This window comes from Aquirufa sp., assembly GCF_044377215.1.
In the GTDB taxonomy this organism is placed as follows: Bacteria; Bacteroidota; Bacteroidia; order Cytophagales; family Spirosomataceae; genus Aquirufa.
In genome coordinates, this window is record NZ_JBILJM010000025.1 from 22,462 (window position 1) to 35,882 (window position 13,421).

A 13,421-nucleotide genomic window follows, 5' to 3' on the forward strand; every position below is an offset into this window, starting at 1 on the left:
ATGAATGGGTCAAAATGAAATCCTGTTTTTCGGGAATTAGCAAAAAACATTAAAAAGTGATTGAATAGTGTACTTCACAGCTCTTTTTGCGCATGAGCTAAGTATTTGATTTTCAGTATTTTTTGTACGTCTTTTGATGAAAATATCAGATAGGGGTTCCCTGTCTGCGCAAATAGACGAATGAATTTAGTTGGCATTTTATTGATTTCTGGTCGGCCTACCGGTTCTTTTCAAGGATCGATGACACTCTTTTTGGTGTTATTTTCCTTTATCGCTTTTGCTTTGATTGGTGTGGGTGTTTATTTGTATAATAAGCGGAAAGATTGGATTGCACATTCAAAAACTACGTACGGTAAAATCGTAGAGATTTCTCGTCGGTACGCACGGGATGATCATTCAGGTAGATTTCCGATTTACTTCCCGATTGTATCCTATTATGTTAATGGTGCCGAGTTTCGCCGGGAGGCAGATAAGGGTTTGGCAAAGAATTGTGAGATAGGCCAGCAAATTCCGGTACGGTATTTAATGGATAATCCTTATGAGGCTTCTTTGAGTGAGTCTAGTTTGCCTGTGTTAAACCCAACTGTCTTTTTTGTGTTAGGTGTTTTGATGCTGATGAGTTCGATTATTCTATCACTCTTGCAGCATTAAAAATCATTCTGTAATTTCATCGTTCTAAACTTTAGTCCCGATGGAAACGATCAGCAAAGAAAAATCTGAATTTCGTAATTATGAGCAGGGTGATATCACCGTTGCCGTAAAAGAACATTACCGTAAGATGCGATCGCGTCAGACGTATGCATATGTTCTTCAAATGAAAAAGAAGTACTTGACTTTTGAGCGCCCTATGGACATCTGGGAAATGATGGAGCGCTTGAATGTCTTGGTTGACGTTTCTGATCCAGATTTAACGCTCCCTAATATCATTCATTTATTGCAATCAGCAGAAGGTCTTCGTGCCGAAGGGCGTCCAGATTGGATGCAGCTGGTGGGCTTAATTCATGATTTGGGTAAAGCCATGTATTTATTTGGTTCAGATGAAGATGGAACAAGCCAGGCTGAGCAGTGGGGATTAGTAGGGGATGTGTTTGTCGTAGGCTGTAAATTACCGGATTCGTGCGTGTATCCAGAGTTTAATGCGTTAAATCCAGATATGGCTGATTCGCGTTATAACACCGACTTAGGTGTATATACTGAAGGCTGCGGATTAGATAATGTGCACTTAGCTTGGGGGCATGATGAGTACTTGTATCAAGTGTTAAAAAATCATCCTGAAAATAAAATTCCGGAAGCGGGCATGGCGATGATTCGGTATCACTCGTTCTATCCGTGGCATTCGGGAGGAAGTTACCGTCAATTCATGACAGCCAAAGACGAACAATATCTTGAATGGATTCGTGATTTCAATAAATATGATTTATATACCAAATCTCCGGTAGTTCCTGTTTTCGAGGAATTGAAATCGTATTACAAGCCTATTGTGGAGAAATACTTAGGTAAAGGACCAATAAATTGGTAATTGTAGAGACGCGATACCTCGCGTCTCTTTATTTTAGACGCGAGGTATCGCGTCTCACAATTCTCTGGAATCGCGTCTCTACAACGTCTAAACTACCACCCGTCATCTTTTTTCGGTTTGCTATTCGCTGTGCTCTTTTTTGCAGGAGTGGCTGCTGCAGGGGTTTTGCTAGTAGCTTTAGTTGCTGTGCCGGCTGAACCTTTTAATTGGGTATCTAGATCCACGCGGCTGAACACACGTGCGACTATTTTCCATTCGTCATTGACTTGTAATAAGGAAAGTAGATCGATGTATTTAAATTCGTCGAACTGCATTTCGACAGCAGCTAAACCTGAAACTCCAGCATAGGAATAAGAAATTAATTTTGTGCTTGCTTTTACGCCGCCCGCAGGGGTTTTGCTAATAAAAGTTTTAACAGGGATGTCTTGAATTTTCCCACTTGCGGCGTTGAATGTCCGTAGGATGGCTGATTCGTGAAATGCTTTGTTCAATTTGGCTGCGTCTCCTGTGGTTACGCCTTCAAAATAATTGGCGACTGTAGCTTTGATGGCATCGTCAGCAGATTGTTGTCCCCAAGCAGCAATGCTCGCTAATAAGAACAAGGTAACAGAAAGTAGTTTTTTCATAGCTTTAATTAGTTTCCTCCTAAGGTAAATTCCGCAGGTAAGGGATCATCCTTCATAAATAAGGCTGATTTTTCTGGATATAAAATGGATTGTACAATATTTACTTTGGCTAAGGCATGATTGGCCATATTGCCTAAAATGATAATGGCCGAGTTATCTTTTGGGTTGTGGAGGTAATAGTTTTTGAATCCATGCCACCAACCGGTGTGATAGGTCAACCAATCTCCGTTTTCCAATTGGGTGAGTCTCCATCCGAAGCCATAGTTTTTAGGTAAGACCTTTGGAGTGGTATGCTGAGGGGTAAATGCTTCCTCCAGCGTACTATATTTGATTAATTTCTCTTCGTTCAAAGCCATATCCCAGTGATAAAGGTCCTCCACCGTTGAATATATGCCTTTATCGCCGGTTACCCCATCAAGGTGGTTAAACTCGGAAACGACTGGTCCTCCGCGCCGAGGTGTGTATCCAGTAGCTGCTGTTTTTAGCATTTCTGGATGCATGGGGTCGTAAACGAAGCTTTCCAACATGCCTGCCGGTTCGAAAATATTTTTCTTTAAGTATTCTCGGAAGCCCAATCCACTGAGTTTCTCAACGATGTAGGCCAGCAACATGTAGTTGGTGTTATTATAACTGAATTTGGCATTCGGACGGTAGTCAATGTGCGGCTTGAGGCGAATCATCATCTCGACTACTTTTTGATTTGTCAATGGTATTTTTTTATCGTACACCTTATCCATATTATAGGCGTAGTCGGAAAGTCCAGAACGGTGCGTAAGCAAACTGCGGATGGTTAAGCTAGAGTCGTATGGAAAACCTGGGATATGCTTATAGATTGCATCATCATAGTTCAGTAGCCCTTTTTCCTTTAATTGCATAATCGCTACAGCCGTAAATTGCTTGGAAACAGAAGCTAGTTGAAAGTGGGTATGTGTATTTATTGCACTTTTGGTGAAGTAATTTGAATAGCCAAAGCCCTTCTTATAAATGATTTTTCCGTACTGGGTAATCAATACGGCACCGTTAAAACCTGATTTTTCGCGCAGCTTAGTGAAAAAGGTATCCAGTTTAATGGATTTTTGTTGCGCTATTTCCGGATTATATAAGTTGGCCAAACTATCATTTCTTTTTTCCGTTATCGTTTTCACATAGAAAAAGCTCTGAGAAGGATGGGAGTTGGCCAGGATTAGAATTCCGATGAAAAGGGTGATGCCAACAAGTCCGAGGACCTTTGATCGTTTGGGTAATTGATTCATGTATTCGATTAAGCGCTTCATTGAATAGCAATTTAAATCAATTAAGAAATTTAATCAATGAATTAGGGATCTTTTATTTAATTTGTTGTTTTACCGAAATTTGGCATGAAATATATATTCATTTTACTGATAAAATTGTACCAGTTGTTGGTTTCTCCCTTTTTGCCAAATTCCTGTAGGTATCAACCTACATGTTCTGAATACGCCAAACAAGCTTTTGAAAAATATGGATTCATCAAGGGTTTTCGCTTGATGGTTCGTCGGCTTGCCTCCTGTCACCCATGGGGTGGAAGTGGGTACGATCCGCTTCCTTGAATTGCCAACAGACTAGCACTGTCCAAATTTTCCAATTAATAGGATTATTCTAATGATAACTAATTAATATGGAAGTAATATATTGCTGAAAAATATTTCTCTTGAAAAATTATAATCGTTACTATGTCCATGTTTTAGACTCTATTTATAATTCTTTCTTAACTTGATTTGTTGTCAATTGTAGTCAACCTGTTTTTGGAAGACACAAAACAAGGCCTTTTTCGTATTTTGCAGTCTATTTTTCAACATTCCATGAAGCATTTTATACTCCTTTGTAGCTTTGCCATCCTTGTTTGTGCTTGCTCTACGAAAGAAGATACGCTCTTCGAAGAATTGCCAGCTTCCGAAACAGGCATCGACTTTGTTAATCGAAGTTTAGAGAAAAAGGAATTTAACATTTTCAACTACCGTAATTTCTACAACGGTGGTGGCGTGGCGATCGGTGATGTGAATAATGATGGGCTCTCCGACCTGTTTGTTACTTCTAATTTTGAGGATAATAAACTCTACCTGAATAAAGGGGGCATGCATTTTGAAGATATTACCGTTAAAGCTGGTATTGTTGGTAAGAAATTTTGGTCCACCGGAGTGACTTTTGCAGATGTCAACGGGGACGGATTAATGGATATTTATGTGTGTAATTCTGGTTCGCGCGATGCGCGTGGAAATCAATTATACATCAACCAAGGAATTAAAGGGGGTATTCCATCTTACAAGGAAATGGCCAAAGAAGCTGGGCTAGAGGACGGAGGTCTTTCTACGCATGCTGCGTTCTTCGATTATGATCGTGATGGTGATTTAGATATGTATCTGCTGAACAACAGCTTTACGCCAATAGACAAGTTGGGCTACACCAACTTACGTGATATGCGTGACAATTTAGGAGGGGATAAGTTGTTTCGTAACGACAGTCCCGACGGTAAGAGCATCAAGTTTACGGATGTATCCGAAAAAGCTGGTATTTATGGTAGCTTAATCGGTTTTGGTTTAGGTATTACGATTGGCGATGTCAACAATGACAATTGGCCAGATATTTATATTTCAAATGATTTCTACGAGCGTGATTATTTATACATCAATCAGCACGATGGAACATTTAAAGAAGACTTAGAAAATCAAATGCCACATATCTCCCTGAGTTCCATGGGAGCGGATATCGCAGATATTAATGACGATGGGAACCTGGATATATTCGTGACGGATATGCTTCCTGGTGATGACCGTCGTTTGAAAACAACCTCTATTTTTGAAGGCTATAACTTAGTGGATTTGAAATTGAAACGCGGTTTTTGGCATCAATACATGCGCAACAATTTGCAGCTGAATAACGGCGACGGGACCTTTAGTGAGGTTGGTCAGTTGGCCGGCGTACACGCCACCGACTGGTCATGGGGAGCGTTGATTTTTGATATGGATAATGATGGCCAAAAAGACATTTTTGTCGCCAATGGAATTGCCAAAGATTTAACGGATCAAGATTTTGTGGATTTCTTGGGAGACCGAAACACCATGCAACAAATGTTGAATGGAAAGAAATTCGATTATAAAGAGTTTACCGATAAGATTTCTTCGGTGCCCATTCCTAATTATGCCTATAAAAATGAAGGTGATTTGAAGTTTTCGAACCAAGCTAAATCATGGGGATTAGAAGGTCCAGGTTTCTCGAATGGATCCGCCTACGGGGATTTAGATAATGATGGGGATTTGGATTTAGTAGTCAATAACGTCAATGCCCCGCTTTCGGTGTATAAAAATAAGACCAACGAGAAGTTAAAAAACCACTATTTGACTATTCACCTAAAGGGAACTGGAAGGAATTTGAATGGGATTGGTGCGAAGGTTACCGTGTTCCAACAAGGCAAAATTAAAGTGTTACAACAAATGCCGAACCGCGGTTTTCAATCTTCAAGTGATCATCAAATGGTTTTTGGTTTAGGTCAAAATGGTCTAGTTGATTCCTTGCAGGTTATTTGGCCAGATGACAACATGCAAGTATTGAAATCAGTTAAGTCAGACCAATTATTAACACTTAATTATGCAGAGGCAAATCGCAAATTCGTGTTTGCACCTTCAATTACAAAACCGCTTTTCGCCGATGTCACTTCGAAATCATTGAATTATACCCATCAAGAAAGTTTGTTTAATGATTGGGATCGGGATGTTTTGTTGAAGCAAAAATTCTCTACGCAGGGGCCAGCCATGGCGGTAGGTGATGTGAATGGGGATGGTTTAGACGATGTTTATTTGGGAGGTGGTGCCGGACAGAAAAAGCAGTTGTTTGTCCAACAGGCAAGTGGTCAGTTTAAGGAAAGTGTGCAGTCCGATTTTAATTTCGATCAAACCACGGAAAATACGGATGCCATTTTCTTTGATGCTGATGGTGATAAAGATTTAGATCTGTTCGTCGTGACGGGTAGTAATGAGTTCGAAATTAATGCGCCTGAATTGCACGATTTATTGTATTTAAATGATGGAAAGGGGAATTTCAAACGCGACCTTCGCTTCCCAACGATCTATGAAAATGGCTCTTGTGCGACAGTAGCTGATATGGATCACGATGGAGATTTGGATTTGTTTGTTGGTTCCCGTATGCTTTCCACAAAATATGGCATGAGTCCGAGCAGTAATCTGTACATAAATGACGGCACAGGGGGTTTCAAAAACTACTCGAAACGTTTTATGCCTGAGATTGTGGAGTTGGGTATGGTAACTGATGCGGAATGGGTAGATGTCAACAAAGATGGCTATGCTGATTTAGTCGTTGCCCAAGACTGGGGTGGAATCGTGGTATTCAAAAACGAGCGTGGTCGGAAATTAGTGAAGCAAGAAATGGTTCCTGGATCAGAAGGTCTTTGGGGATGCTTGAAACCCGCTGATATTGATGGCGATGGTGATTTGGATTTCATTGCTGGGAACTTTGGCCTAAATTCAAAGATTAAAGCTTCCGCAGAATTTCCGGCAACATTATCCGTGAATGATTTTGATAAAAATGGTACCATTGAACAAATTATTTCCTGCGTAACTGAAGATGGGAATATCTATCCTATGGTCTTGAAGCGAGAATTGCAGCGTGCATTGCCTGCAGTCAAACAGAAATTTATAAAATATATGGATTATGCGAATAAGTCGGTAGAAGAATTATTTTCCGATGAACAGCGCGACGGTATGGTACTTCGCCAAATCACAACTACGGAGTCAGCCTTTTTAATCAATGATGGCAAAGGGAATTTTAGACTACAAGCCTTGCCTTACCAAGCACAATATTCACCCATTCGAGGAATTGAAGTAAGTGATTTCGACCGTGATGGGAAGGTAGATATTTTGTTGGCCGGGAATTTTTTTGACTCGCTCCCTGAGTGGGGACGTTTTGATGCCAATTACGGAGTTATGTTGCAAGGCCTTGGAAAAGGAAAATTTGCAGTCAAAACTTCGCAATTGACTGGTTTTAAAACAATGGGCCAAGTGCGCAAAATGGCTATTGCAAAAGGTAAAGGAGGGAATTTTGTTGTCCTCGCAAAAAACAATGACAAAGCACAAGTCTTTCAAGTAAATTGATAAGCATCTCGCATTTTAATCATCAAATTCCCTATAATATTGGTTTGAATTTACCAGTTTACTGATTTAAAATCGACTTTTTTTTCCTCATTCCTCCTTACCTTTGGCAATCCTCCAAGGTTTGCCAAAGGTAGGTGGGGAGGTCGAAAGTAGTATGCTTGCATAATAAATTTTTTCTCTGCAAATTTGTTTTCATCTAAACAGAACAAGTATGCCAAGAGAATACGATCGCCGCAACCTCGATTTTATCCTAAAAGAGGTTTTAAATTATGGTTCTTTATGTCAATATCCTCATTTCGCGGATTATACGCCAGAGATGTTCGATATGGTTTTGGACTCTGCAGAGCAAATAGCAGAACGTTACCTGCGACCTCATTTTGTAGATGCAGATCGCAAACAGGCTGAACTCGTAAACGGGACCGTCCAAGTACATCATTCCGTTGAGGCCTATGTAAAAGAAATGGGGGATTCAGGTATGATCGGGGCTACGTTCTCGTATGAAAAAGGGGGCCAACAACTCCCTTCGATCGTAGGTGGTGCAAATGAATTCATTCGCGGTGCGGCTAATAATTCCATTGTCATGTTTACCGGATTGAGTAACGGTGCGGCACATTTAATTGCGAGTTTTGGATCAGAAGAACTTAAGCAGGCCTATGTTCCCAACATGCTGAATGGTAAGTGGACAGGCACTATGTGTTTGACCGAACCGCAAGCAGGAAGTTCATTGAACGATGTGACGACAACTGCCAAAGATTTAGGAAACGGTTCCTACGCCATTAAAGGGCAAAAAATATTCATCTCGGGAGGTGATAATCACTTTTCAGAAAACATCATACACTTAGTTTTAGCCCGTTTAGAAGGAGCACCCAAAGGAACGAAAGGAATTTCATTGTTTGTGGTTCCCAAGCGCCGACAAGAAAACGGGAAATGGGTTTCCAACGAAGTTTTGTCGATGGGGCTCTATCATAAAATGGGCCAAAAGGCAACGCCGGCTTTACATTTATCCTTTGGCGATCAAGGCGATTCAATCGGATATCTGGTAGGTGAGCCCAATAAAGGCCTCATGTACATGTTCCAAATGATGAACGAAGCACGCTTAGGTGTAGGTATGGGCGGCGCCTACATCGCCTCAGCCGCATATCATTTCTCTAAACAATATGCATCAGAACGTAGTCAAGGAAGAAAGTTGACGAATAAAGATCCAGAGACTCCACCAACGCTCATTCAAAATCATCCCGATGTGCAACGTATGTTGTACTATCAAAAATCAATTGTTGAAGGAGCCATGGGAATACTTTTCCAATGTTTCCTTTGGGAGGATTTATCCAAATGTTTGGAAGGGGAAGCTCAAGTAGAAGCACAAATATTGTTAGATCTGATGACCCCCGTTGCGAAAACATATCCAGCAGAGCAAGGATTTTTAGCCGTCAACCAAGGACTTCAAGTGCTAGGAGGTTACGGATATACCGAGGATTTCCCGTTGGAGCAAATGTCACGTGATGCCCGGATTATGTCCATTTATGAGGGAACAACCGGTATTCACGGATTAACTTTATTGGGCCGTGGAATCCCAAGCGCCCAAGGAAAAGCAGTGCAAGCATTGGTGAAATTAATCCAAGCTGATATCCAAAAAGGAATGTCACTGGATAAGACGAAACCTTATGCGGAGATGTTGGCCAACGAATTAGCTAGTCTCAATCAGGTAACCATGCACAAATTAAGCAAAGCCGCTCAGCCGGATGTATTCCTTGCCGACTCTACCTTGTACATGGAATTGTTTGGCTTGATTGTTGTTGCTTGGCAATGGTTGAAGCAAGGAAATGTGGCAGCGGAGGCGTTAGCAAATAATAGCGGCGAGCAAGCTTTCTATCAAGATAAGATCCATACCATGAAGTTTTTCTACCATTATGAGGTTCCTAAGGCCTTAGGTTTGACAAAACGTTTGCTTGATGACGAGATTTTAACCATTTTTGAATAAAATTAATCGACTTTAAACTTCATCATTATGCTTAAAAAGCTCATTGCATTCGGATTGCTACTAGGCTCCTTGCAAGCTAACGCGCAATACAATGCGTACGAATTATTTCATCCACTTTGGAATTATGGCCCTGTTTCTTCCGCTCGCTCTGCAGCTGGAACACCTGGACCTGCTTATTGGCAAAATGTCGCCGATTATAAAATATCAGCTTCCTTAGACGATACCAAACGCAAGATTTCAGGGGATGTGGAGATTACCTACAAAAATAATTCTCCCGATAAATTGCCTTTTCTTTGGTTACAATTAGACCAAAATTCGTTTAACACGCAATCGCGCGGTGGCAAAACAACCCCTGTGTTGGGTGGCCGTTTTGGTAACGTCGCTTTTGATGGTGGTTATGCGATTGAAAGTGTGTTGGTTGATGGAAAACCGGCCAACTTTATTGTGGAAGATACGCGGATGCAAATTCGGTTAGCAACGCCATTAATTGAGAAAGCGGGTATCGCAAAAATCAAGATCGTTTATTCATTTACTTCCCCGAAAAACGGTTCAGACCGTATGGGAATTCAGGAAACAAAAAACGGCGATGTATACACGGTTGCTCAATGGTTTCCACGCATGTGTGTATATGATGACATTGAAGGATGGAATGTGTTACCGTATTTAGGTGCAGGTGAGTTCTATCTGGAATATGGAAATTTTGAGTATTCCATCAATGTGCCCGCTTCACATATTGTGGTAGGTTCGGGTGAATTGTTGAATCCAGCGGAGGTGTACACAGCAGAGCAAATGAAGCGTTGGGCTGCAGCAAAAACATCTGATAAAACGATTGTTATTCGTTCAGCTGCCGAGGTAACTGATGCGGCTTCTCGTCCGGCTAAAGATCGTTTGACTTGGAAATTTGCGATTAAGAATGCGCGTGATGTGGCTTTTGCTACCTCGAAAGCCTTTATTCAAGATGCAGCTATGATCAATTTGCCAAGTGGTAAAAAAGCTACCGCTGTTTCGGTTTATCCGATTGAATCAGACGGAGATAAAGCTTGGGCACGTTCAACTGAATACGTGAAGGCTTCCATCGAGCATTACTCGAATTGGTTATACGAATATACCTATCCAGTTGCTACGAATGTGGCGGGAATCGTTTCAGGTATGGAATATCCAGGAATTATTTTCTGCGGCTACCGCGACCAAACCGCTTCTTTGTGGGGTGTGACGGATCACGAATTTGGTCACAACTGGTTCCCGATGATCGTAGGAACAAACGAACGTAAGTTTGCTTGGATGGATGAAGGTTTTAATACGTTTATCAATTTCTACTCAACAGATGCCTTCAACAAAGGCGAGTACAAGAATCCAAAGTTTGATATGCATCAAATCGCTCCACGCATGTTTCGTGCAGAAGCTGATCCGATCATGTCGATACCAGATGTGATTCAAGCACGTAATTTAGGTTGGGAGGCATATAATAAACCAGGTTTTGGATTACGTATTTTACGTGAAAATATCTTAGGTGCAGATCGTTTTGATTACGCACTTAAGCAGTACATCAAAAATTGGGCTTTCAAACACCCAACACCACGTGATTTCTTCCGTGCGATGGAAGATGGTGCCGGCGAAGATTTAGGTTGGTTCTGGCGTGCTTGGTTCTACGAATTATGGAAACTTGATCAGTCGGTGAAAGATGTCGTTTATATTGATCAAGATCCTGCCAAAGGCGCTTTAATCACGATTGAAAACTTAGACAAGATGGCCATGCCTGCAATTGTTGAAGTGGAACTGGCGGGTGGAACGAAAGAACGTTTCACGTTCCCAGTAGAAATTTGGCAGCGTGGTGGTACTTGGACATTTAAGACGGCTACGAATCTTCCGATCAAATCAGTGACGATTGATCCAGACCATGTCTTCCCAGATATTAATGGTAAAAATAATGCTTGGAAGCCAATTGCTTACAAGGCTCCGAGAGGAAACTAATAAAAATGCCCCGATACAAATCGGGGCATTTTTTTATTGTTTATTCAGGATTCGGCCAATATCGTTTGCCTTACCCAGCTCATCCTTTAATTTATCATAGCTGCCCGACAGCATCAGCCCTTTGTATTTCAATAAGGTATTGATGTATTCATCTAATACATCCATCAGGTTCTCTTGATTTTGATGAAAAATCTGACTCCACGTTTCCGGCGAAGACTTCGCCAAACGTACCGTCGATTCAAAACCGGTCGAAGCTAATTCAAAAATACGCTCCTCATTTTTTTCTTTTTCCAATACCGTATTGGCTAATGCAAACGAACAAATATGCGATATATGTGAGATATAGGCCGTATGTACGTCATGGTCAATCGATTCCATGTAAATCAAGTTCATTCCCAATCCATCACGGTATAAACTTTCAATGGTCTCAATAGCTTCGGGCGAACTTAATTCCTTATCGCAAATAACACCTCGTTTCCCCATAAATAATCCATCCACTGCGGCTTCCGGTCCGGAAAATTCCGTTCCAGCCATCGGGTGGGTCGATACAAATTGCGCTCGTTTAGGGTGATTTTTTAATGCTTCATATACGGGTGTTTTGGTTGAGCCAACTTCAATTACGATTTGGCCCGGCTTTAACTGATCCAAAACATGTGGAATGATTTGTACCAAAATGTCTACCGGTGTTGCGCAAACAAAGATATCCACGCGGTCAATGGCTTCTGCTAAAGGTAAAACTTCGTCAACTAACCGCAGGGAAAGTGCCTTGATCGCATGAGCTGGATTAGCTTCAATTCCAATAAGTTCTGAAGCCCAACCAGATGCGCGCAAGCCTTTCGCGATGGATCCACCAATTAACCCAATCCCAATAATACCTACTTTTTTAGATTCCATTGCTTTGCGTTTTAATGCGATCTATCGCCGTTTGAAAAACCTCTTCTTTGGCACATAACGAAATCCGCACATACCCGTTGCCCTGTGTACCAAAAATCCCTCCAGGGGTGATAAACACCGCATTTTCATCCAATACCTGATCGGAGAGTGCATAGCCAGATTCAACGGATGCTGGCACGCGAGCCCAAACAAACATGCCGGTTTGCGCTGAATCATACACGCAATCCAATAAATCTAATAATTCAAATACCTTCTTTTGACGCGATAAGTATATTTCATTTTGACGCGCAAACCAGTGAGCATCTGCCGATAACGCTTTTACCGCCGCTTCTTGTAAAGGTAAAAACATACCAGAGTCCATGTTGGACTTGAATTTCAACACCGGCCCCAATAATTCCGCCCGACCGAATGCCGCACCGATGCGCCAACCGGCCATATTGTGGGATTTGGAAAGTGAATTTAATTCAATGGCTACGTCTTTCATGCCGGGAACGGCCAACATGCTCATGGGATTATCATTCAAGATAAAACTGTATGGATTATCATTAACTAATAGTATGGAATGGCGAATCGCGAAATCGCGCAGTTTAGTAAAAAACGGTACATCTGCTTTGGCACCCGTGGGCATGTGCGGATAATTTACCCATATGATTTTTACCCTAGACAAATCTTGTTTTTCCAAGGCATCTAAATCAGGCAGCCAACCATTCGCTTCGGTTAATTCGTATGCTTGAACGGTTGCCCCAGCCAGCGAACACGCCGCTTGGTAAGTTGGGTAGCCCGGATTCGGAATCAACGTCACATCCCCGGCCTCTAAATAGGCCATGGCGATGTGCATGATGCCTTCTTTGGAACCGATTAATGGCAATATTTCAGAAGCTGGATCTACCGTCACCCCGTAATGTTTGGCGTAAAATGCTGCAAATGCCTCACGTAACGCGGGAATTCCTTGATAGCCCTGGTAGGCGTGGTTGGCAGGATTAGCTGCGGACGCAGTCAATGCCTCGATTGTCTCCGTAGCAGGAGCGAGGTCTGGACTACCTATACCTAGGTTAATGACGGGAATACCGGCGGCGCGCAATGCTGCGATTTGCTTAAGTTTCGTGGAGAAATAGTATTCCTCTACGGACTGTAAACGCGAAGCGGGTGAAATAGAAAAGCTCATAAAATAAAAATGCCGACTCACAGGCCGGCGAAAATAAGTTAACATCAAAAACCTATCAAACCGGTTACGCGCAGACGTAGTATCCTGCGTAATAATAACCTGCGTAATAAGTAGTTGATTTGAAATCCATGTCCCAAAGGTATGA

10 protein-coding genes are annotated in these 13,421 nt (G+C 41.8%); 6 read left to right on the forward strand and 4 right to left on the reverse strand.

The window, feature by feature from the left end; all coding sequences use genetic code 11:
* Positions 1-180: 180 nt before the first annotated feature.
* Together ACIQ6T_RS08400 and ACIQ6T_RS08405 are read left to right on the forward strand one after the other, a co-directional pair.
* A complete protein-coding gene (locus ACIQ6T_RS08400) occupies positions 181-651 on the forward strand; it encodes a DUF3592 domain-containing protein (RefSeq protein WP_395785451.1) in 471 nt (156 codons plus the stop codon).
* A gap of 40 nt (positions 652-691) precedes the next feature.
* Positions 692-1,519, forward strand: coding sequence for an inositol oxygenase family protein (locus ACIQ6T_RS08405; protein WP_395785452.1), 828 nt, complete (start codon positions 692-694; stop codon positions 1,517-1,519).
* A gap of 92 nt (positions 1,520-1,611) precedes the next feature.
* Here the strand turns inward: ACIQ6T_RS08405 and ACIQ6T_RS08410 are convergent, their stop codons facing one another.
* Entirely contained in the window at positions 1,612-2,145 is a 534-nt protein-coding gene (locus ACIQ6T_RS08410; protein WP_395785453.1) for a nuclear transport factor 2 family protein, read from the reverse strand.
* Positions 2,146-2,153: 8 nt separating this feature from the next.
* A complete protein-coding gene (locus tag ACIQ6T_RS08415) occupies positions 2,154-3,419 on the reverse strand; it encodes a serine hydrolase domain-containing protein (RefSeq protein ID WP_395785454.1) in 1,266 nt (421 codons plus the stop codon).
* 84 nt (positions 3,420-3,503) lie between these two features.
* On the opposite strand from ACIQ6T_RS08415, the gene yidD reads away from it, so the two are divergent.
* The 4 genes from yidD to ACIQ6T_RS08435 all read left to right on the forward strand — a co-directional run bounded on the left by yidD (position 3,504) and on the right by ACIQ6T_RS08435 (position 11,217).
* Entirely contained in the window at positions 3,504-3,713 is a 210-nt protein-coding gene (gene yidD / locus ACIQ6T_RS08420) for a membrane protein insertion efficiency factor YidD (RefSeq protein ID WP_395785455.1), read from the forward strand.
* Positions 3,714-3,965: 252 nt separating this feature from the next.
* The gene (locus ACIQ6T_RS08425; protein ID WP_395785456.1) at positions 3,966-7,268 is read left to right on the forward strand and encodes a VCBS repeat-containing protein; all 3,303 of its coding nucleotides are present in this window, start codon (positions 3,966-3,968) and stop codon (positions 7,266-7,268) included.
* Between the two features lie 211 nt (positions 7,269-7,479).
* The gene (locus ACIQ6T_RS08430; RefSeq protein ID WP_395785457.1) at positions 7,480-9,246 is read left to right on the forward strand and encodes an acyl-CoA dehydrogenase; all 1,767 of its coding nucleotides are present in this window, start codon (positions 7,480-7,482) and stop codon (positions 9,244-9,246) included.
* Between the two features lie 27 nt (positions 9,247-9,273).
* Positions 9,274-11,217 (forward strand): M1 family metallopeptidase, encoded by a 1,944-nt coding sequence (locus ACIQ6T_RS08435; RefSeq protein ID WP_395785458.1) that lies wholly within the window; start codon positions 9,274-9,276, stop codon positions 11,215-11,217.
* Between the two features lie 33 nt (positions 11,218-11,250).
* Here the strand turns inward: ACIQ6T_RS08435 and ACIQ6T_RS08440 are convergent, their stop codons facing one another.
* Both ACIQ6T_RS08440 and ACIQ6T_RS08445 read right to left on the reverse strand, forming a co-directional pair.
* Positions 11,251-12,111, reverse strand: coding sequence for a prephenate dehydrogenase (locus ACIQ6T_RS08440; RefSeq protein WP_395785459.1), 861 nt, complete (start codon positions 12,109-12,111; stop codon positions 11,251-11,253).
* The gene (locus ACIQ6T_RS08445; protein WP_395785460.1) at positions 12,101-13,321 is read right to left on the reverse strand and encodes a pyridoxal phosphate-dependent aminotransferase; all 1,221 of its coding nucleotides are present in this window, start codon (positions 13,319-13,321) and stop codon (positions 12,101-12,103) included. The genes ACIQ6T_RS08440 and ACIQ6T_RS08445 overlap by 11 nt, the downstream gene beginning before the upstream one ends.
* Positions 13,322-13,421: the final 100 nt, after the last annotated feature.

Coding starts and splice junctions, on each gene's coding strand:
- ACIQ6T_RS08400 (WP_395785451.1), top strand. CDS start 181: ATGAATTTAGTTGGCATTTTATTGATTTCTGGTCGGCCTACCGGTTCT.
- ACIQ6T_RS08405 (WP_395785452.1), top strand. CDS start 692: ATGGAAACGATCAGCAAAGAAAAATCTGAATTTCGTAATTATGAGCAG.
- ACIQ6T_RS08410 (WP_395785453.1), bottom strand. CDS start 2,145: ATGAAAAAACTACTTTCTGTTACCTTGTTCTTATTAGCGAGCATTGCT.
- ACIQ6T_RS08415 (WP_395785454.1), bottom strand. CDS start 3,419: ATGAAGCGCTTAATCGAATACATGAATCAATTACCCAAACGATCAAAG.
- yidD (WP_395785455.1), top strand. CDS start 3,504: ATGAAATATATATTCATTTTACTGATAAAATTGTACCAGTTGTTGGTT.
- ACIQ6T_RS08425 (WP_395785456.1), top strand. CDS start 3,966: ATGAAGCATTTTATACTCCTTTGTAGCTTTGCCATCCTTGTTTGTGCT.
- ACIQ6T_RS08430 (WP_395785457.1), top strand. CDS start 7,480: ATGCCAAGAGAATACGATCGCCGCAACCTCGATTTTATCCTAAAAGAG.
- ACIQ6T_RS08435 (WP_395785458.1), top strand. CDS start 9,274: ATGCTTAAAAAGCTCATTGCATTCGGATTGCTACTAGGCTCCTTGCAA.
- ACIQ6T_RS08440 (WP_395785459.1), bottom strand. CDS start 12,111: ATGGAATCTAAAAAAGTAGGTATTATTGGGATTGGGTTAATTGGTGGA.
- ACIQ6T_RS08445 (WP_395785460.1), bottom strand. CDS start 13,321: ATGTTAACTTATTTTCGCCGGCCTGTGAGTCGGCATTTTTATTTTATG.